This is a genomic window from Streptomyces sp. NPDC001822, assembly GCF_042892135.1.
GTDB lineage: Bacteria > Actinomycetota > Actinomycetes > Streptomycetales > Streptomycetaceae > Streptomyces.
Genome location: NZ_JBIATW010000018.1, coordinates 121,926 through 141,728, shown reverse-complemented (window position 1 = coordinate 141,728; position 19,803 = coordinate 121,926). Strand labels below are relative to the sequence as shown.

Below are 19,803 nucleotides of genomic sequence, written 5' to 3'. Positions count from 1 at the left end.
TGAGGGTCCGAACATCGTGCCGACGTCGGGTGAGGGTCCGAACATCGTGCCGACGTCGGGTGAGGGTCCGAACATCGTGCCGACGTCGGGTGAGGGTCCGAACATCGTGCCGACGTCGGGTGAGGGCCCCAACATCGCGCCGACGTCCGGTGAGGGCCCGAACTTCGCAGCCTGATCCTGTGGTGACCCGCAGCGGTGCTACCAGATCAGGCACGGGAAGCGTTGAGGATCCTGAGAAATCACCCCGAAAGGATACTCCGAGTCACCAAAATGCCGCGATTCGTGACTCTGTGTATATGGTCGAAGTGGAATCGTCACCCCCCACCTTGGAGATGTCGTGGCCCGCTTCCGTACCCGTCTCGCGCTGCTCGGCTCGGCCGCAGCCCTCACCGCCGTCCAGCTCGGCGGCGCTCAGCCCGCCGCTGCCGCGGAGTTGCAGTGGGTCGCCCTGGGCGACTCGTACACCGCCGGCGTCATCCGCGCCGCGGGCGACACCTTCGAGATTCCGCGCGACGGCTGCGAGCGCACCGACCGGTCCTACCCCCAGGTCATCGACCGCGACTTGGGCGGCCTCTTCGACCTGACCAACGTCAGCTGCGGCGCCGCCACCATCGAGAACGTCACCGACACCCCCCAGAACCCGATCGGCCGTCACCTGCCGCCCTTCGCCGAGGACCCGGACTATCCCTTCCCCCCAGTTCCCCAGCAGTCCGAGGCGGTGGGACCCGACACGAACGTCATCACCGTCGGCGTGGGCGGCAACACCCTCGGCTTCGCCGACATCCTCGCCAAGTGCCCCCAACTGGGCGGTGAGAACGACGGCGAGGGAACCCCGTGCAAGGACGCCCTGGGCTCCGGCATCCAGGCCCGGCTGGACAAGGTGAGCAAGGAGTACGACCGAATGCTCACCGTGCTCCACGAGCGCGCGCCGAAGGCGAAGATCCTTGCCATCGGCTACCCCACGATCGTCCCCGAGGACACCACCAAGTGCACCTACGGCGACGTGACGAAGTTCGGCACCATCACCCAGGGCGACCTTGCCTGGCTGCGCACCGACATCCTGGAGCCCCTGAACAAGGCCATCGAGAAGTCCACCGGCACGCAGGACACCGCAAGCTTCGTCGACCTCTACACATCCTCCAAGAACCACAGTGCCTGCGATGACGCCAAGTGGGTCGAAGGCTTCGTCACCCTCCCCGACCAGCTGTCCTTCGTCCACCCCAACGCCCGCGGCCATCGCAACGCCGCCGACCACGTCGAAGAGGCGATGCTGAACACCATCGACCCGAGCTGACCGCCACCGCACCCCCGGGGCGATCACGCGGTGAACCGGCCTCCGGCATCAGCCGGGGGCCGGTCCTGCGTACCCGGCACACACCGCGCAGGGGCGCCCGGAGGGGCCGGCGGGTCATTCGTCCTTCGGGATGCCCATCGCGTCGAACGCCCGTTGCGCGGAGTCGCGATGGGTCCGTGCCGCCTCGTGTTCGCCGAGGTGGGCGAGTGCCTCCCCCATGCCGGCCAGCGCGCGCGCCTCCTCCACGCGGTAGCCGACGCCGGAGGCGGCACGGTGCGCCTGCTGGTGGAGTTCCAGGGCGAGGGCGTATCTGCCCCTGCGGGTGTGCATGCGCCCGACGATGTTGCCGACGGCCGCTTCCCGCATCGGCGCACCGCTCAGGTCGCCGAGCTGGAGCGCCGAGTCGGCCCACTCCGAGGCCTGCGCCGACTCGCCGAGCCGGTCCGCCGTCTCCGCGGACAGTGCGAGCAGCAGCGACATGTCGGCGGGCGACATCACGTCCAGGGCCAGCTTGCGGGCCCGCCGCAGCAGGTCCGCGGCCTCGTCGACAGCTCCCAGGCCCAGCCGGGCGACCGCGAGATCGGTCAGGCCCTCGACCTCCTTGTCGACCGCCCCGATGCTGCGCGACAGCCTGACGGCGCGGGTGGCGGCCTCCACCGCGTCGGGGAAGCGGCCCCACTCGGCGTACAGATTGCTGAGACTGGTGAGCGATTCGGCCTCCGCCCGCTCGGCGCCCAGCTCCCGCTTGATCGCGATGGACCGTTCCAGACGCGGCAGCGCCTCGGCGTACCGTCCCAATGCGCTGAGCAGGAGCCCGAGTACGCCGGTGTCCTTCGCCTCGCCGCGCCGGTCGGCGAGGCTCACGGCCAGCGCGAACGCCTCCTCGGACATCTCTATGCCCTCCTCGAAACGCCCGAGCTTCCAGCAGGCGACGGCGAGGTTGGACAGGCTCAGCCGCAGCAGCGCGGGATCACCGAGCCTGCGGGAGGCGGCGACGGCGGTGCGGCTCAGCTCCCGGAACTCCTCCAGCCGTCCGCGCAGGTCCAGCGGGAAGACAACGTTGGCGGTGAGCAGACCGACATGGCGGTCGAGTTCCCAGCGGTACGCGAGGGACACGGCAGCCAGCAACGAGTTCTGCTCACGCTCCAGCCAGAGTCTGGCCTCGTCGGGCGTGTTCAGCGGCGGCAGCTCGCCCTCCCACCGGTGGTGCTCGCCGTTCCGAATCCGGGCCCGCCCCGGGAAGAGGAGGTCGCAGGCGGCGTCGGTGGCGCCCAGGGCGAAGTCGAGGAGGCGGCGTACGGCGCGTGCGGCCTCTTCGTCACCGGGGCTTCCGTCGCCCCTCTCCGGTGCGGGGTCGTTGCCGCGCGAGAGGTTCTGGGCGAAGCTGCGCACCAGGTCGTGGAAGGCGTAGCGGCCGGTCTCGTGCTGCTGCAGCAGGTGCATGTCGAGGAGGTACTCCAGCACGTCCTCCGCGTCCCGGGCCTGTTTGTCGAGCAGCGCCCCGGCCGCGTACACCTCGATCTCGGCCCCCGGATGCTGGCCCAGCAGTCTGAACGCCTCCCGTTTCTCGGCTGACAGGCCCTCGTACGAGAGGCGCAGGGTCACCTCGACGCTGCGTTCGCCGGAGTTGAGCTCGGCCAGCCGGTGGGCATCGTCGCGGAGCCGGTCGACGAGGTAGCGCACGGTCCAGCGGGGACGCTTGCGCAAGCGGGCCGCTGCGATGCGCAGAGCGAGCGGCAGATGGCCGCAGAGCTCGGCCAACTGCGCGACTGCCTCGGGCTCGGCACGGGCGCGGGTGCTGCCGAGGACCCCCTCGACGAGGGCGACGCTGTCGTGCGGGGGCATGACGCCGAGGGACACGGTGTGGGCGGCGTCCAGATCCACGAGCAGGGCGCGGCTCGTGACGAGGACGAGTGTCTGGGTGGGGGACGCGAGGAGCGGCCGGACCTGGGACTCGTCGACCGCGTTGTCGAGCAGCAGGATCATCCGGCGGGAGCTCATCGTGCGCCGCCAGAGGGCGATGCGCCCCTCGGCGTCGTCGGGGATGCGCTCTCCGGGGGCGCCCAGCATGCGTAACAGGGCCTCGGCGGCGGCCCCCGCGGTCAACGGCTGCTCACTGGGGGTGAATCCACGCAGGTCGAGGTGGAGTTGAGCGTCGGGGTAGCGGTCGGCGAGCTGGTGGGCGGCTCGCACGGCCAGGGAGGTCTTTCCGCTGCCGCCCATGCCGTCGATGGCGACGATGAGCGGCCCGGTGCCCGGTGCCTCGTCCACGAACCCGAGCAGCTCACGGACCTCCTCCTCGCGCCCCGTGAAGTCCCGCAGGTCGTAGGGGAGGGTGGAGGGCGAGCCCTCCGGGGAGAACGGGGCGGGGCCCGCCGACTGGGGCGGTGCGGCGAGCTCGGGGCTGTTCTGCAGGATGGCGTGGTGCAGGTCGGTGAGGGCGTCGCCCGGACCGATGCCGAGTTCGTCGACCAGGAACTCGCGGACCTTGGCGAACTCCTCCAGGGCCTCTGCCTGTCGCCCGGACCGGAAGAGGGCGAGCATGAGCTGTCCGCGCAGGGTTTCCCTCAGAGGATTCGCCTCGATGAACTCACGTAAATCACCGATGAGTTCACCGTTCTCGCCCGCCGCGAGCCGCAGGTCGAAGAGCTGTTCCACGGCGGTCAGCCGACGCTCCTCCAGGGCTGCGGAAGCGGCGCAGAGCACGGAGCCGCCACTGCCCGAGAGGAGCGGGCCCCGCCACAGGTCGAGCGCCTCGCGCAGCGCCGTGGCGGCGTACGCGCTCTGCCCGGCCGCGGTCGCCTCCCTGGCTTGTTTCAGTCCGTCGGTGAACCTGCTGAGATCCACCTGCTCGGGTGTCGTCAGCGCCCGGTAACCGGGCCCCTCGGTGACGATGAGGTTCCGCCCGTCGGGAATCCGCTGGCGCAGCTCGGCGACCGCCTTGCGCACCTGGTGGGCGGCGGTGGCGGGTGCGTTCTCGTCCCAGACGGCTTCGACCAGCCGGAAGACGGGGAGGACGCGTTGCGGCTCCAGCAGCAGGGTGACCAGCACCCTTTCGTGCACGGGACCGCCGACCCGGACGCGTTCCTGTCCGTCCCAGCATTCGAACGAGCCCAGAATCCGGAACCGGACCCCGTGCGCCTCTATGTCCTCGCCCATGAACGCGTCCCTCCCGAGGGCCCCTGTGCAGCTGCTGCTGCCACCGCACGGACACCGCTGCACCCCATTCGTGCCGGTCCCGAATCGTCATCACATCAGGGCTCTTCGGCGGGCGGCAAGACGGCCCTCCGTCCCGTTGCTCCGAATTCTCGCCATTGCAAAGAATCGATATGCCTTCCCCACGTATTCGCTGCCCCGATTCTCCGGCCGGAAGACGGCCGGGCGATGACTTCCACGGTGTACGAAAGGGGCGGGAACCGGGGGAGGTGAGCCGAGGGGCGTTTTCCGGCTGAGTCGTCGACCACCGCACGAGTGGCCGACCGGGGCCCGGCGCCGCCCGGCGAGGACGCCTGCCGCGGCGGCGGACCGACCCGCCGGTCGGTGCGGGGGACCGGGCGGCGTAGTGTCCCCGACCGGAGGCCGGAGGTACGGCCGTACGCGGTGGGCCACGGCTTCGCCCTGCGAAGCGCGGAACCGTGTGGAGTGCGACGGGAACTTCTGGAAAGGCGTCACGCGTGACTGATATTCCTGCCGATGCCGTCTGCATCGGCGAAAGCATGGCCATGCTCGTTCCCGAGGACGCGAGACCCATCACCGCCGACTCGCGTTTCGTGCTGCGCGTCGGAGGCGCCGAGTCGAACGTGGCGGTCTCCCTCGCGCGGCTGGGCCACCGCTCACGCTGGGTGAGCGCTCTGGGCGCCGACCCCTTCGGCCGCATCGTCCTCGACGAACTCGGCGGTGCCGGCGTCGACACGTCGTTCGTCGTCACGGACGAGGACGCGCCGACAGGCCTCTACGCCAAGGACCCGCAAGGGCGGTCCACACGCGTCCACTACTACCGCCGGGGCTCGGCCGCCTCGCGCCTGGACGTGACGAGCATCCCCCCGGCGGCCGCGCACGGCGCACGTGTGGTGCACCTCAGCGGTACGACGCCCGCACTCAGCGAGTCGTGCCTGCGGCTCACGCACGCCGTCGTGGGCGACCGGGTGCTGGGCCCCGCGGCCGTCAGCTTCGACGTGAACTACCGCCCCGGCCTCTGGTCCGTGGCCGATGCGGCGGGAGAGTTGGCCGCGATCGCACGGCGGGCCGACATCGTCTTCGTCGGCCGCGACGAGGCGGCCACGCTGTGGGGCACCGACAGGGCGGAGGAGGTCAGGGAGCTGCTGCCGGAGCCCACGGTCCTCGTCGTGAAGGACGGTGCGACCGGTGCCAGCGTCCACGGCCAGGGTGGGAGGGCGTGGGCCGACGCGCTGAGCGTCCCGGTCGTCGAGACCGTGGGTGCGGGAGACGCCTTCGCGGCCGGGTGGCTGAGCGGCTGGCTCCGCGGGCTCGGCCCCGAGCGCTCGCTGCGGCTCGGCCACCTGGTGGCCTCCCGAGCCGTGCAGATCGTCGGCGACTGCCCCGTCGTGCCGGAACGCGACGACATAGACAGGTATCTGCGGCACGAGGAGGAGCGGGCATGAGCGGGGCGGAACTCTTCGACGGGCTCTTCGCCGACGTCCGGGTGATGGGCATCTTCCGCGGATCGTCCCCGCGCGAGACGGTCCGGCTGTGCCACGCGGCGTGGGACGCGGGAGTGACGGCCGTCGAGGTGCCGGTGCAGACGGACGAGGGGTTCGCGGCCCTCGCCGCCGCGGTCGCCGAGGGCCGCGAGCGCGGGTGCACGGTGGGCGCCGGCACGGTGCGCTTTCCGGAGCAGTTGCGCCGGGCCGTCGGACTCGGGGCCCGGTTCACGGTCGCCCCGGGCCTCGACCTCGGCATCGTCCGACTCTCCGAGGAGATCGGCGTCCCGCACCTGCCGGGCGTGGCGACGTCCACCGACATCGACACCGCGCTGAAGGCGGGGCTCACCTGGCTCAAGGCGTTCCCGGCCTCGGTGCTCGGCGCGGAGTGGGTACGCGCGCAGCTCGCCCCGTTCCCGGAGGCGCGTCTCGTCGCGACCGGTGGGATGGGTGCGTCGAACGCCGGGGAGTTCCTCGGAGCGGGCTGCCGCGCCGTCGCGATCGGTTCGGCGTTCGGGGACCCGGGACAGCTCGCGAGGCTGGTGGAGGCGGGGCTGCTGCCCGCTGTCGGCAGCCGGACGTGAGCCGGCCCGCCCGGCGCGGCGAGTCCCCGGAACGGGCCCCGCGCCGTGCTGGCCCGCGGAGGCGTACGTACGCGAACGCCGCGCCCAGCGGGGCGAGTCCCCCCGGTGGGCGCGGCGGCCGGGCGTCAGGGCTGGAGGGGCATCGTCCAGCAGTTGGACGACACCGGCTTGCCCGCGAGGCGGTCCGTCAGCCAGGAGATCGCGTCGCCCTGGTCGGTGATCAGGGGCACCAGGTGGTTGGTGAGGATCTTGTCCCCGAGGTTCGGCAGCGCGATGGCGTCGTAGGTGACATCGCCGCCCTTGCGGCACCAGTCGACGGCCAGTTGCCGGGCCTGGGCGTGGGGGACGATGTCGTCCTGGACACCGGTGGCCACCCGTACCGGGCCGACCGGCTTGAGCGTGCCGATGCGCTGCTTGTCGAGGGCGGCCCGGGCACGCGGCTCGGCCGCGATGACGTCCCCGATGGAACGGCCGTCGTTGGTCCACTTGTTGCTCTTGGCGAAGCCGTATCCGAAGATCGCGTCGCCGACACACATGGTCGACGCGTCCTTCAGCGCCGCCTTGCCGGTGGCGCTGATGTTCGCCTCGACGACCGCCCGCAGGTCGGGATCGGACTGCGCGAAGCCGTTGATCGACCAGGCGAGTGCGCCGGCGAGCGCACTGCCGTCGATGCCCTTCATGACCGCGGTCAGGTTCGCCGGTGGTGCGCCGGCGTAGGTCCCGGCCACCGGGACGTCGGGAGCGTAGGAGGGCTGGAGCTCGGCGGCGGCCGCGCTGGCACCGCCCCCCTGGCTGTAGCCGTACAGGCCGGTGCGTGAGCCCGCCGTGACCGACGCCCCGGGGACCGAACGGGCGGCTCGTGCTGCGTCCAGCAGGGCGTGGCCCTCGTCGACACGGTTGACGTAGGTGTGAAGCCGGTCGGTGGTCCCGAGGCCGGTGTAGTCGGTGACGACGACCGCCGCCCCGGTGGCGAGGATCCGGTAGACGGCGAGCGCATCGTAGCCCACCGACACCGTGTCGCCGCTGAGGGTCAGCGGGTGCTCCAGCGCGAACGACGGTGCGCACTGGTCACCCTGGCCCATGGTGCCCGAGGCCACTGCCACGAGAGGGCGGGGCCCGGTGCCCTTCCATGCCGCCGACGGTTCGATGTAGGCGCCGGTCACGGCGACGGGCCGCCCCGCCGAGTCGGTGGACCTGTACATCAGGCGGGTCGCGGTGCCGGGCATCGGCCGGCCGTCCAGCCCGGGGATGCGCAGCCCGAGCGGCAGGGCCTCGGTGCGGATCAGCGCGCCGTTCGCGGAGGGCAGTTCGGCCGGCGGGTTGTAGAACGCCGGGATGGTCACGCCGCGGGATACGACGGGCTCCGTATCGGCGGCGGAGGCCGGAGCCGAGCACAGGCCGACGCAGACCGCGCCTGTCAGGGCGACGGCGGGGAGGCGCAGGCTCGCGGTGCGGCCGGCCGGTGCGGCGGGCCCGCCGGCGGCGGTGCCGAGGGGGGAGATCGAACGGGTTCTCTTGCGGCTCACGGAATGCTCCTCGCTCGTCGTCCGGGTGATGGTGCCGACGCCGCAGGCGGCAGCGGTTCCCCGTCGCCTCGTCCGGGCGGTGGGGGTCGTCGGCAGGAGGCTCGCTCCGGTCGCCCTTGTCGCGTGGGGATCGCGGCGACATACAGGCGACGGAGGTGGTGCGATGGAGGGGTGCGGTGCAGGGGTGGCTCCCTGCCGAGAAGGGAAGGGTGGTGCGCCTTTCGTCGGTTCGGCCGGGGGTTCACCCCGGCGGGGCGGCCCTTCGCCGACCGATGACTCGAACGCGTCCGTCCAGGGTCGGTGCATGCCGAATTGCAGCTGACAGAGCGACAGTTACTCGCCAGTCAGTTACTTCACAGTAAGACCGCGTGTCACTCAGTGACAAGACGTCTGCATGTGTCATTTCGGTGCCCCTCGCTATGCTGCGGTCTCGGAGGCAGGGGCGGTCTCGGCGGCGGAGGGGGGTGGGGCGAGGGTGCGTGACGCGCCGTCCATGGAAGAGGGGCCGGCGGCGGACGTCGCCGACAGGCCGTCGCTCGCCCAACGGCGCAAGGCCGCACTCCGTTTCGAGATCGCCCGCGAGGCTGTCCGCCTGTTCGCCTCGCAGGGGGTCGCCGCCACCACGGGGGAGCAGATCGCGCACGCCGTCGGGGTCTCCCCGCGCACGCTGTGGCGCCACTTCCCCACGAAGGAGAGCTGCGTGCTGCCCCTGCTCGCGGCGGGACTCGACTCGGCTGTGGATCAACTCCGTCTGTGGCCCCCGGACATGAGCCTGCTGGACTTCTTCGAGGATGTCTGCCGGCGTGGCGAGCCGCCCCCGGCCGACCCCGCTGTCCTCGACCTGATCCGCATGACCTCCATCGATCCGGCGCTGCGCGCGGTCTGGCTCCAGGCCCACGACGACGCTCTCCCCGTCCTCGCGGCACTCCTGGCCCGGCGGTCGGGCGGCAGTGCCGACGACCTGACGGTGAGGGTGCATGCGGCGACCCTCAACGGCGCACTGCGTGCCGCGGCCGAGGACTTCGCCCGGCGTTGCGCCGACGGCCGCGCCGCCTCGGATCGCGCGATCGCCCGGTGCCTGCTCGACGCCGTGCGCGCGGCGTCGGAGGGCCTGCCCTACTGACGTCTGGTCGTCGACTTCCTTTCCCCAAGCGGACGTTGGGATGAGGCCAGCCGTCGCGGGTGTCGTCACCCGGCGTGCGCGACGGCCCTTCGTTCCCGCTGTCATGAACCTTGTCAGCGTGGCGCCGACCGCTCTATTGTCGCGGACAGAAAGCGCTTTCCCCCTGGGATTCCCGTCCGGTGGAAGCGCCCGTCGCGACGGCCATCGTGACGGTCGCGCATGAGCCGCCACCTGTCCGGTGCAGGTGTGCGCCCAGCTCGCCGACTCTCCTCGTCACGCATGTGCACCGCGTCCGAGGCTGATCCGGCGACCCCGCGTACGCCCCGCCGGAGGCCCCTCGGACGGTCCCGCGCAACCGCGTCGACGAGGTCCGGCACGAGGTCCGGCAGGTTCCCGGTCGGGTAACGCAGCGCGAGGGGGGCGGCGCCGCGCCATCCAGCAGCACCATCCGGCATACGAAGCGAATGGGACACCGACATGAGACGACCAGTCGCGATGCGACTCTGTGCGGCGCTGGCCACGACTGCCCTGGCGACAGCGACCGGTGTGATGGTGGCGATGCCCTCGGCATCAGCCGCGGTGACCGGAAGCGCCACCGGTTACGCGACCCAGAACGGCGGGACGACCGGCGGTGCGGGCGGACAGACTGTACGCGCCACCACGGGTACGGCCATTCACCAGGCCCTGTGCGGCAGGGCTGACAGCAGCACCCCGATCACCATCGAGGTCGAGGGCACGATCAACCACGCCAACACCACCAAGGTGTCCGGCGACAGCTGCAACACCGCCGCCGGTGTGATCGAGCTCAAGCAGATCAGCAACGTCACGCTCGTCGGGGTCGGCAGTGGTGCCGTCTTCGACCAACTGGGCATCCACATACGCCAGTCCAGCAACATCATCATCCAGAACGTGACCGTCAAGAACGTCAAGAAGTCCGGCTCGCCGACCTCCAACGGCGGCGACGCCATCGGCATGGAGAGCGACGTCCGCAACGTCTGGGTCGACCACACCACGCTGGAGGCTTCGGGTGGCGAGTCGGAGGGCTACGACGGCCTCTTCGACATGAAGGACAACACCCAGTACGTCACCCTGTCCTACAGCACCCTGCGCAACTCCGGCCGCGGTGGCCTCGTCGGATCCAGCGAGACCGAGCTCTCCAACGGCTTCATCACCTACCACCACAACCTGTACGAGAACATCGACTCGCGGGCCCCGCTGCTGCGCGGCGGCATCGCCCACATCTACAACAACTACTACGTGAAGCTCAACGAGTCCGGCATCAACTCCCGTGCCGGTGCGCGCGCCAAGGTGGACAACAACTACTTCAAGGACTCCAAGGACGTCCTGGGCACCTTCTACACCGACGCGGCCGGATACTGGCAGGTCGGCGGGAACACGTTCGACAACGTGACCTGGTCCGCGCCCGGTTCGGAGAACAACCCCGCAGGACCGGACCCGAAGTCGAACACCACCGTCAGTATTCCCTATGCCTACGGCCTCGACGGTGCCGGCTGCGTGCCGGACATCGTCACCCGTACGGCCGGCGCCGGCAAAGGGCTGATGGTCTCGGACGGCAACTGCTCGGCACAGACGCCGAGTCCGACCACCCCGACGCCCGACCCCACCACCCCGGACCCCACCACCCCGACGCCCGACCCCACCCAGCCGAGCGGGACCAACCTCAGCATCGGCGCCGGCTCCGACGGCTCCAGCAAGGCCGACGGCACCAGCTACGGCAACGTGCGGGACGGCGATCCGAACACCTACTGGTCCCCGTCCGGTCCGACCGGTTCGATCTCGATCAAGTGGGGCACCGCCACGTCGGTCTCCAGGGCCGACATCCGGCAGGCCTCGGGATCGGCCGTCGGTTCCTGGAGGCTCGTCAACGGTGACACCGGCGCCGTCCTCGCCTCCGGCACCGGGGCGGGAGTCATCACCTTCCCGAAGACGGCGCTGAAGAAGATCACGTTCGAGATCACCGGCTCCACGGGAACACCGAAGATCGCCGAGTTCGCGACCTACGCCGGATAGCCGTACGGGTTCCGGCCGGACGGGGCGGGGGTGGCCGGGCGCGACGGCCCCCGCCCCTTCGTGCGCACGGGGTGGACGAGGAAACGGCTGCCCCGGTCGCGGCGGCGGGTACGCCCACCCCGTACCGTTCCCGCCGCAGCAGCTTCCACCTTCCCCTGGAGTCCGTCTTGACCAGCGACATCACCATCGGCGACGCCCTCGACACACAGGCGATCCGCGCCTGCTTCCCCGCGCTCAAGGCGGGCACCGCACGCTTTGACGCCCCGGGCGGCACACAGACGCCTCAGCAGGTGATCGACGCGATCTCCGAGGCTCTGAGCCGTCCGCTGGCCAACCGGGGTGGTCTGACCGAAGGGGCCCGCAATTCCGAGGCGATCGTCACCGGTGCCCGGCGGGCGCTCGCCGACCTGCTCGGTGCGGAGGCGGGTGCGGTCGTGTTCGGGCGCAGCGCCACGCAGCTCGTCTACGACCTGTCGCGCACCCTGGCCAAGGACTGGGGGCCGGGCGACGAGGTCGTCGTGTCCCGGCTGGACCACGACTCGAACGTGCGGCCCTGGGTGCAGGCAGCCGAATCCGCCGGGGCGACGGTCCGGTGGGCCGACTTCGACCCCGCCACGGGGGAGCTGGAAGCCGGGCACGTCGAAGCGGTGCTGTCGGCGCGCACCCGGCTCGTCGCCCTCACCGCCGCCTCCAACCTCATCGGCACCTGCCCCGACATCCCGGCCGTGGCCGAGCTGGTGCACCGGACGGGTGCGCTGCTCCACGTCGACGCCGTGCACTACGCCTCGCACATGTCGGTCGACCTGGACGCGCTCGGGGCGGACACCCTCGTCTGCTCGCCGTACAAGTTCCTCGGACCCCACCTCGGTGTGCTGACAGGGCGGCCCGAGCTGCTCGAAAGTCTGCGGCCGGACAAGCTGCTGCCGTCCAGCGACGCCGTGCCCGAGCGTTTCGAGCTGGGCACGCTGCCCTACGAACTGCTGGCGGGCGCGACCGCTGCCGTGGACTTCCTCGCCGGACTGGTATCCGGCGGGGGCGGCCGTCGGGAGGACCTGCGCCGCGCGTTCACCGCACTCGCCTCGCACGAGGACCGGCTGCGCGAGCGCGTCGAGGGCGGTCTGGCGGAGCTGGGCGGTGTCACGGTGTACTCGCGGGCCGCCCGGCGCACCCCGACCACGTTGTTCACGGTCGAGGGGAGGACCCCGGCCGAGGTCTCCCGGCAGCTGGCCGAGCGCGATGTCGACGCGCCCGCGGGCTCGTTCTACGCCGTGGAGACGTCGAAGCGCCTCGGCCTGGGCGTGGACGGCGGCGTGCGGGTCGGGCTGGCGCCCTACACCAGCGACGACGATGTCGACCGGCTGCTGAACGCCCTCGACGTGCCGCGCTCCTGACCCTCCGCGAGGCGTCGCCGCCGTCCGCGCGCACGTGCCGTGCCGTACGCGGGGTACGGCCCCGGCGCCTCGCCGGGGGCTCCGACGCCTCCGGTGAGGCGGCGGCGGGCCCGCACCGGGCCCCGTTCAGCGCCAGTCCGGCGCTCCGGACGCCGGCGAGAGGGCGTTCTCGATCTTCGTCCTGATCTCCCGCATGACCGCCACGACCCGGGCCTCGTGCTCCACGCCGAGCCGCGCTACGGGAACCGAGCAGCTGATGGCGTCGGTGGCCGGAGAGTCGTACCGCAGGGCGAAGCCGAAGCCCGCGATGCCGCTCACGGTCTCCTCGCGGTCGATGGAGTAGCCCCGCCGGCGCACCCGGGCGAGGTCGGCGAGCAGTGCGGCGCGATCGGTGAGTGTGTTCTCCGTGTACGCGGCCAAAGGCCCCTTCGGCAGTGGGAGCTGGGCGTCCGGCCGCTCGGCGAGCAGGGCCTTGCCGAGTGCGCAGGCATGGGCCGGAACCCTGCGGCCGACACGGTTGAGGGTGCGCGCGTAGGCGTGGGACTCGCGCGTCGCGAGGTAGACGACGTTCGGGCCGTCGAGCCGGGCCAGGTGGATCGTCTCACCGAGTGCGTCCGAAGCCTCGTCGAGGTGGGGGCGCGCCGCCCGTACATGCGGATCGCTGTCCAGATAGCTCGTGCCGGTGTGCAGAGCGCGGATCCCGATGCCGTAGAGCGAGCCCGTCGTGTCGGTCCGGACCCAGCCGCAGTCGATGAGGGTCCGGAGCAGCTGGTACATGCTGCTGCGCGGTACGCCCAGTTCCCCGGCGAGTTCGTCCAGCCGGGCAGGGCGGTCGCCCCGGGCGGCGAGGAGTTCGAGCAGCGCGACCGTACGGGACGCCGACTTCACACCGCGGACACCGCTGTTCTCCGGCATGGACACATCCTAAATCCGCCGCACCCATTGACCTTCGCTTGTTCACAGGCCTAGCCTCCGTTCTCATACATGTACGGCATCTGCATATAGGGATGAGAGCAGTGGAGCGGTCCAGCACGGAATCGGAACCCGGAGGCGTCGCCCAGAGGCTGCGCGAAGGCATGGCGGGCGGAGTGCTCTCCTTCCCCCTCACCAGTTTCACGGAGGACGGCAGCCTCGACCCGGAGTCGTACCGGGCGTATCTGACGGCGCAGGTGGCCACCGCGCCCGGCGCGCTCTTCCCGGCGTGCGGGACGGGGGAGTTCAGCGCTCTGGACGAGGACGAGTACCGTGCGGTCGTCCGGACGGCGGTGGAGACCGCCGCCGGCAGGCTGCCCGTCGTGGCGGGAACCGGCTACGGCTGGGCACAGGCGGTCCGGTTCGCGCGCATCGCCGAGGAGGAGGGCGCGGACGCCCTGCTGGTGATGCCCCATTACCTCGTCGAAGCCCCGCAGGACGGCCTCGTCGAGCAACTCCGCCGCGTCGCGGGCGGCACGCGGCTGCCGCTGATCGCCTACCAGCGCGGCCGGGTCGCCTACACCGCCGCGAGCGTGCGGCGGATCGCCGGAATCCCCGGGGTCATCGGCCTCAAGGACGGCCACAGCGACCTCGACCGGCTGCAGCGCCTCACCCTGGCGGCACCCGACGGCTTCCTCCTCTTCAACGGAGCGGCCACCGCCGAGATCCAGGCCCGCGCCTACGCCACCGTCGGCGTCCCGGCCTACTCCTCCGCCGTCCACGCCTTCGCACCCGAGATCGCCGACGCCTTCTTCGCCGCCCTGCGCGACGGTGACGACACCGCCGTGGACACGCTGCTGCGCGACTTCTACATCCCGCTGGTCGAACTGCGCGACCGCGTACCCGGTTACGCCGTGTCCCTGGTCAAGGCCGCCGCCCGGCTGCGCGGGCTGCCCGTCGGCCCCGTACGCGCCCCGCTCACCGCGCCCGGTCCGGGCGACCTCGCCGACCTGGAACAGGTCCTCGACGCCGGGCTGGGCATCGTCGGCGCCGAGCGGCGGCGCACCGTCTGACGGGCGGACATCCGACAGGCCGGCCACAGGCGGACATCCGACGGGCCGCCGGCTCGACAGGCAGACGGTCGACAGCTCGACAGCTCGACAGTTCAAAGGGGAACTGACATGCCGCTCCTCGTAGTCGGGATCAGCGTTCTGGTCCTGCTCCTCCTCATGACCCGGCTGAAACTCAACGGCTTCGCCGCCCTCCTGTTCGTGGCGGTCGGAGTGGCGCTGGTCCAGGGCATCCCGGTGGCCGACATCCCGGACATCCTCTCCGAGGGCATCGGGGACCAGATCGGCGACACCATGCTGGTCATCGGGCTCGGTGCCATGGTCGGCCGGATCATGGGCGACTCAGGGGCCGCCCAGCGCATCGCGGGCAGACTCCTCGACGCGTTCGGACCGCGCTGGGTGCAAGTGGCCATGGTGGTCACGTCCATGCTCATCGGCGTGACCATGTTCTACGAGGTCGCCTTCATCATCATCGTGCCGATCGCGTTCACGCTCGTCAGGGTCACCGGGGTCAAGCTGCTCTGGGTGGGGCTGCCGATGTCCATCGCACTCTCGACGATGCACAGCTTCCTGCCCCCGCACCCCGGCCCCACCGCCGTCGCCGCCACCTTCCACGCCTCCGTCGGTCACACCCTGCTGTACGGCCTCTTCATCGCCGTACCCGCCGGTGCGCTGATCGCCCTCCTCTGGCCGCGCCTGCCCTTCGTCCGGGCGATGAACCCGTCGATACCCAAGGGCCTGGTCAGTGAGCGGGAGTTCACCGACGAGGAGATGCCCGGGATGGGATGGTCCCTGTTCGTGGCCCTCTTCCCCGTGGTGCTCATCGCCGGTGCCGCCGTCACCGACATGCTCGCGACGGGCGAGAGCGCCTTCCTGCACGTCGTCGCCTTCATCGGCTCGGCACCGATCGCGCTCCTGCTGACGCTCCTCCTCGCGGCCTGGGCCTTCGGCCCCCGGATCGGCCGCGGCCTGGCGGACGTCAGCGCCTCCTGCGCCTCCGCGGCCCAGGCGATGGCGATGATCCTGCTGGTCATCGGGGCGGGCGGCGCCTTCAAGAACGTCCTCGTCGAGGGCGGGACATCCGACTACATCAAGGACGTCACGGAGCACTGGGCGATCTCACCGATCATCCTGGCGTGGCTCATAGCCGCGATCCTCCGTATCGCGCTCGGTTCGGCGACGGTCGCCGTCGTCACCGCCTCCGGCGTCGTCCTGCCGCTCCTGACGGGCGGTGGAACCCACGCCGAGATGATGGTTCTCGCCGTCTCGTGCGGGTCGATCGCCTTCTCCCACGTCAACGACCCGGGATTCTGGCTCTTCAAGGAGTACTTCAACCTCTCGGTCGTCCAGGCGATCAAGGTCCGCACGAGCTACACGACCGTGCTCGCGGTCATCGGCCTGGGCGGTGTCCTGGCCGGCGAACAGATCCTCGACTCCCTCGGACTCTGAAGCACCCGACCCCGCCCGCCCCGTACACCCAAGGAACCCGACATCCATGAGCCAGCCGACCGTCACCAGCTTCGCCGTCTACCCCGTCGCGGGCCGCGACAGCATGGAACTGAACCTCTCGGGCGCCCACGGCCCCTACTTCACCCGCAACATCGTCGTCCTGACCGACTCGGACGGCCGCACGGGACTGGGCGAGGTGCCCGGCGGGGAGAAGATCACCCGGACCCTGCGGGACGCCGAACCACTGGTCGTGGGCGCGAAGGTGGGCGACTACAAGCGCGTGCTCCGCGAGATCGGGAGCCGGTTCGCGGACCGTGACCCGGGTGGACGGGGTGCGCAGACCTACGACCTGCGGACCACCGTGCACGCCGTCACCGCCGTCGAGTCCGCCCTGCTCGATCTGCTCGGGCAGCACCTCGGCGTACCGGTCGCCGCACTGCTCGGCGACGGCAAGCAGCGCGACTCCGTACGGGTGCTGGGCTACCTCTTCTACGTCGGCGACCCCGACCGCACCGACCTGGAGTACGTCAGGGAGCCCGGATCGGACACCGAGTGGTACCGCGTCCGGCACGAGGAGGCACTCACCCCGGAGGCGATCGTCCGCCAGGCCGAGGCGGCCCACGACCTCTACGGCTTCCAGGACTTCAAGCTCAAGGGCGGAGTCCTGGCGGGCACCGAGGAGGTCGAGGCCGTACGGGCGCTCAAGGAACGCTTCCCCGCGGCACGGATCACCCTGGACCCGAACGGCGCGTGGTCCCTGCGGGAAGCGGTAGAGCTGTGCTCGCCCCTCGTCGGCACCCTCGCCTACGCCGAAGATCCGTGCGGAGCCGAGGACGGCTACTCCGGGCGCGAGGTCCTCGCCGAGTTCCGCCGCGCGACCGGCCTCCCGACGGCGACCAACATGATCGCCACCGACTGGCGCCAGCTGACCCACGCCCTCGCCCTGCAGTCGGTGTCCATCCCGCTGGCCGACCCGCACTTCTGGACCATGCAGGGTTCGGTGCGGGTGGCCCAGCTGTGCAACGCGATGGGGCTGACGTGGGGTTGCCACTCCAACAACCACTTCGACATCTCGCTCGCCATGATCACGCACTGTGGTGCGGCGGCCCCGGGGGACTACAACGCCCTGGACACCCACTGGATCTGGCAGGAGGGCCTTGAGCGGCTCACCGTCACCCCGCCCCGCATCGAGGGCGGCGAGATCGCGGTGCCGGACGCTCCCGGCCTGGGGGTCGAACTCGACATGGACCGCCTGCTCGCGGCCCACGAGCTCTACCGTGAGGAGGCGCTGGGCGCGCGTGACGACGCCCGGGCCATGCGCTACCTCGTGCCGGGCTGGACGTTCGACGCGAAACGGCCCTGCCTGGTGCGCTGAGCGGCTGTTCGGGTGATGGCCGTCAGCGCACCCGGCAGCACATGAAGCCGGGGCAACGGAGCTCCTCGGGACAAGCCGTCCTGGTCGACTGCCCGTACCGACGAGCTCCGTTGCTCTGCGTCGGGAATCCTTCAACTTCCTTGCGTGACCTGCGACAACGTCGATCCCGTGAAGAACGAGCTCAGGGACGCGGCATCACGAGACGTCGGCCTCGACGTGCAGCACACGACCGGCTTCCGCGGTCCACTTCTCGCCACCATCGTGACTGATCAGGGCCCGGCCCCCGCCGTAGGGGGTGGTGTCGCTGTAGGCGATGCCAAAGGCGCCCTGTGTCGTCGCGGACCGGACCACCAGCGCGAACCGGTCACCGGCGCGAACCCGCAGCGGCCGATCGAGCTTCAGTTCGGCCCATCGCGCGGCCCATGAGACCTTGTCGGCGGGGATTGTCACGGAGGCCACAGTGGCGCCCGGGCCGTCTGCCCCGGTACGGCGCAGGTCGAGGACGAGCGGCGCGTTCGGGTGTCCGGACTGGAAGGTGGTGAAGCGCACCGATCGCAGCCGGCCGGCGTCCGGCATCGTGATCTCCTGCGCGCGTTCGAGTCCGCCGGCGACGTCCCAGTGGGTGCGATACCCGGCGTCCCCGGTTTCCACCCGGAGGGTTCGCTTCTGCGTCTTGACGGGGCGGACCGGCACGGTCACGTCGTAGGTCCGGCCGCACTCGATGGGCCGGATGGAGCCGTCACCGCCGAACTCCAGGGGCTGCCAGTAGTGTTTGGCCAGCGCCTCGTTCGCCTTCGCGTTCATCCACACGTCCGACTGGTAGAGGTAGACGGTGCCGGAGCCGGTCCTGAGCGGCAGGACGTCTGCCGGCTGACCACCGCACGAGGTCGTGGTGATGTTGGTGCCGGTGATGGTGGACGCCGGGCGGTCCCACTTCGTCAGGCCGCCGGAGAAGTCGTCGGACAGCAGTACTGTTCCGTCGGCCGCGGTGACGGTGACGTCGTCGATGCTCGCCTTCTCGCCATCGCCCTGGCTCTCGCGGAATCCGACACGACCGCGGTCGCTCCTGGTGTCCACCGTGCTGTCCACCAGTTGGCCGTCGATCCGGGTTTCGATGAGCGAGCCCTTGACGGTGATCTTCACATCGTAGGACGTGTCGGTGGTGATCGGTATCGGCAGCTTCGCGATCGTGGCCGGCTTGCCCGGCACCAACTTCGTGAGGTTGCCGCCGGTCGCTCCGTCGTGGGGGTAGTTGCCGATGAGCCACTGGTAGCTGCCCGCGGTCGATCCGCGCACGACGAGGCCGACCTGCGCGTAGTCGCCCCCCTTGGCTCGCCTCGGCGTGACCTTGGCTTCGAAGGAGTAGTCCCGCCAGTCCTCGCCCTCGCGGCTGAGACCGACATCGCCGCCCTCGATGTTCATCATCCCGTTGGAGACCGACCAGGCGTCGCGGCTGGTGCTGGTCCCCGACCAGGGCCCGAGCGGGCTCGGCGCCGTGACGTAGCCGGTGCCGGTGGTCATGTACCCACGGTTGGGGTCGGAGTAGGTGAGGTAGTAGGTGCCTCCCCGCTCGAAGATCGTCGGCGCCTCGGTCGAGCGCAGATTCGTCCGAGTCCAGGCGCCGGTGCCTGTCGTATAGGTGTCGTCAAGGCGCTCGATGATGATGTCGCCGCCCCGGATCCAGTCGGTGAACGCGAGGTAGGCGACCCCGTCATGGTCGACGAAGACCTGATGATCGCCGTAGTTCACGCCACCGGGCGCACCCTCGGGGGCCGCGAGATCCGGCACGTCCACCTCCTCGAAGCCATGAGTGGGCTGGTCGGAGGTGAAGACGTGGTAACCGACGCCGGTGTCGTAGGAATTGATCCACAGCACGTACTTCCGGGTCTTCTTGTTGAACACGACGTGAGGCCGGTAGCAGCCGTAGGTGCCGCCGTCACACTGCTTCTGCCAGGTCTTCGTGGAGGCGTCGAACAGCGGTCCGCGCGGAGTCCAGTGCACCAGGTCCGGCGAGCTGTAGGAGACGAACCCGCAGAAGGGAGCCCCGGGGGTGTTCCACTCGTACCCGCAGCCGTAGCTGGTGCCGTAGAGGTAGTAGGTGTCACCGAAGCGCTGGATCTGGCCGTCGTGGGCGTCGATGGCGTCGCCGTTGACGTCGAATCGGATGGTGGGGTTCCCGTCGGCGTCCTGATTCACCAGGGTCACTGTCTTCTCGCCGGGCCGTGCATGGGGCTTGCCCGCATCGGCTGGAGCCGCGTAAGTCGTCTGCGCGGCGGAGAGCGCCAGAATCAGGGGCAGCCCGACCCCGGCCAGCCGCCGGCGAAAGCGCGCGGTGTTCGTCATGTCGTTCCTCCATGGGTCGGATCAGAAGCAGAAGACTCGGCTGG

13 protein-coding genes are annotated in these 19,803 nt (G+C 70.7%); 9 read left to right on the top strand and 4 right to left on the bottom strand.

Annotated elements, in window-relative coordinates; all coding sequences use genetic code 11:
* Positions 1–337: 337 nt before the first annotated feature.
* A complete protein-coding gene (locus ACFYY2_RS31050) occupies positions 338–1,294 on the top strand; it encodes an SGNH/GDSL hydrolase family protein (RefSeq protein WP_388749167.1) in 957 nt (318 codons plus the stop codon).
* A 114-nt stretch (positions 1,295–1,408) separates the two neighbouring features.
* On the opposite strand, the gene ACFYY2_RS31045 is transcribed toward ACFYY2_RS31050, so the two are convergent.
* Entirely contained in the window at positions 1,409–4,453 is a 3,045-nt protein-coding gene (locus ACFYY2_RS31045; protein WP_388749165.1) for a BTAD domain-containing putative transcriptional regulator, read from the bottom strand.
* A 515-nt stretch (positions 4,454–4,968) separates the two neighbouring features.
* On the opposite strand from ACFYY2_RS31045, the gene ACFYY2_RS31040 reads away from it, so the two are divergent.
* Positions 4,969–5,916, top strand: a complete 948-nt coding sequence (locus ACFYY2_RS31040; RefSeq protein ID WP_388749163.1) for a sugar kinase — start codon at positions 4,969–4,971, stop codon at positions 5,914–5,916.
* Entirely contained in the window at positions 5,913–6,539 is a 627-nt protein-coding gene (locus ACFYY2_RS31035; protein ID WP_388749161.1) for a bifunctional 4-hydroxy-2-oxoglutarate aldolase/2-dehydro-3-deoxy-phosphogluconate aldolase, read from the top strand. Before ACFYY2_RS31040 ends, ACFYY2_RS31035 begins: the two co-directional genes overlap by 4 nt.
* A 125-nt stretch (positions 6,540–6,664) precedes the next feature.
* On the opposite strand, the gene ACFYY2_RS31030 is transcribed toward ACFYY2_RS31035, so the two are convergent.
* Positions 6,665–8,065 carry a lipase family protein gene (locus ACFYY2_RS31030; RefSeq protein ID WP_388749159.1) on the bottom strand — a complete coding sequence of 467 codons (1,401 nt, stop codon included), beginning with the start codon at positions 8,063–8,065 and terminating at the stop codon, positions 6,665–6,667.
* Positions 8,066–8,558: 493 nt separating this feature from the next.
* Between ACFYY2_RS31030 and ACFYY2_RS31025 the strand changes: the two genes are divergently transcribed.
* The 3 genes from ACFYY2_RS31025 to ACFYY2_RS31015 all read left to right on the top strand — a co-directional run bounded on the left by ACFYY2_RS31025 (position 8,559) and on the right by ACFYY2_RS31015 (position 12,610).
* Positions 8,559–9,188: a TetR/AcrR family transcriptional regulator gene (locus ACFYY2_RS31025; protein WP_388749175.1), complete on the top strand. Its 630-nt coding sequence runs from the start codon at positions 8,559–8,561 to the stop codon at positions 9,186–9,188.
* Positions 9,189–9,665: 477 nt separating this feature from the next.
* Positions 9,666–11,219, top strand: coding sequence for a polysaccharide lyase family 1 protein (locus ACFYY2_RS31020; protein WP_388749157.1), 1,554 nt, complete (start codon positions 9,666–9,668; stop codon positions 11,217–11,219).
* A 167-nt stretch (positions 11,220–11,386) separates the two neighbouring features.
* Complete coding sequence (locus ACFYY2_RS31015; RefSeq protein WP_388749155.1) at positions 11,387–12,610, top strand: cysteine desulfurase-like protein; 1,224 nt, start codon at positions 11,387–11,389, stop codon at positions 12,608–12,610.
* 126 nt (positions 12,611–12,736) lie between these two features.
* Here ACFYY2_RS31015 and ACFYY2_RS31010 read toward each other — a convergent pair whose 3' ends face one another.
* The gene (locus ACFYY2_RS31010; RefSeq protein ID WP_388749153.1) at positions 12,737–13,525 is read right to left on the bottom strand and encodes an IclR family transcriptional regulator; all 789 of its coding nucleotides are present in this window, start codon (positions 13,523–13,525) and stop codon (positions 12,737–12,739) included.
* A 101-nt stretch (positions 13,526–13,626) separates the two neighbouring features.
* Between ACFYY2_RS31010 and ACFYY2_RS31005 the strand changes: the two genes are divergently transcribed.
* The 3 genes from ACFYY2_RS31005 to ACFYY2_RS30995 all read left to right on the top strand — a co-directional run bounded on the left by ACFYY2_RS31005 (position 13,627) and on the right by ACFYY2_RS30995 (position 17,416).
* Positions 13,627–14,595, top strand: a complete 969-nt coding sequence (locus ACFYY2_RS31005) for a 5-dehydro-4-deoxyglucarate dehydratase (RefSeq protein WP_388749151.1) — start codon at positions 13,627–13,629, stop codon at positions 14,593–14,595.
* Positions 14,596–14,703: 108 nt separating this feature from the next.
* Positions 14,704–16,041, top strand: coding sequence for a gluconate:H+ symporter (locus tag ACFYY2_RS31000; protein WP_388749149.1), 1,338 nt, complete (start codon positions 14,704–14,706; stop codon positions 16,039–16,041).
* A 46-nt stretch (positions 16,042–16,087) separates the two neighbouring features.
* The gene (locus ACFYY2_RS30995) at positions 16,088–17,416 is read left to right on the top strand and encodes an enolase C-terminal domain-like protein (protein ID WP_388749147.1); all 1,329 of its coding nucleotides are present in this window, start codon (positions 16,088–16,090) and stop codon (positions 17,414–17,416) included.
* A 195-nt stretch (positions 17,417–17,611) separates the two neighbouring features.
* Here the strand turns inward: ACFYY2_RS30995 and ACFYY2_RS30990 are convergent, their stop codons facing one another.
* Positions 17,612–19,759 carry a family 43 glycosylhydrolase gene (locus ACFYY2_RS30990; RefSeq protein ID WP_388749145.1) on the bottom strand — a complete coding sequence of 716 codons (2,148 nt, stop codon included), beginning with the start codon at positions 19,757–19,759 and terminating at the stop codon, positions 17,612–17,614.
* Positions 19,760–19,803 lie beyond the last annotated feature (44 nt).

Excerpts from the sequence above, each read along its gene's own strand:
- ACFYY2_RS30995 (WP_388749147.1), top strand. The coding sequence starts at position 16,088 with ATGAGCCAGCCGACCGTCACCAGCTTCGCCGTCTACCCCGTCGCGGGC.
- ACFYY2_RS31035 (WP_388749161.1), top strand. The coding sequence starts at position 5,913 with ATGAGCGGGGCGGAACTCTTCGACGGGCTCTTCGCCGACGTCCGGGTG.
- ACFYY2_RS31025 (WP_388749175.1), top strand. The coding sequence starts at position 8,559 with ATGGAAGAGGGGCCGGCGGCGGACGTCGCCGACAGGCCGTCGCTCGCC.
- ACFYY2_RS31000 (WP_388749149.1), top strand. The coding sequence starts at position 14,704 with ATGCCGCTCCTCGTAGTCGGGATCAGCGTTCTGGTCCTGCTCCTCCTC.
- ACFYY2_RS31045 (WP_388749165.1), bottom strand. The coding sequence starts at position 4,453 with ATGGGCGAGGACATAGAGGCGCACGGGGTCCGGTTCCGGATTCTGGGC.
- ACFYY2_RS31020 (WP_388749157.1), top strand. The coding sequence starts at position 9,666 with ATGAGACGACCAGTCGCGATGCGACTCTGTGCGGCGCTGGCCACGACT.
- ACFYY2_RS31010 (WP_388749153.1), bottom strand. The coding sequence starts at position 13,525 with ATGCCGGAGAACAGCGGTGTCCGCGGTGTGAAGTCGGCGTCCCGTACG.
- ACFYY2_RS30990 (WP_388749145.1), bottom strand. The coding sequence starts at position 19,759 with ATGACGAACACCGCGCGCTTTCGCCGGCGGCTGGCCGGGGTCGGGCTG.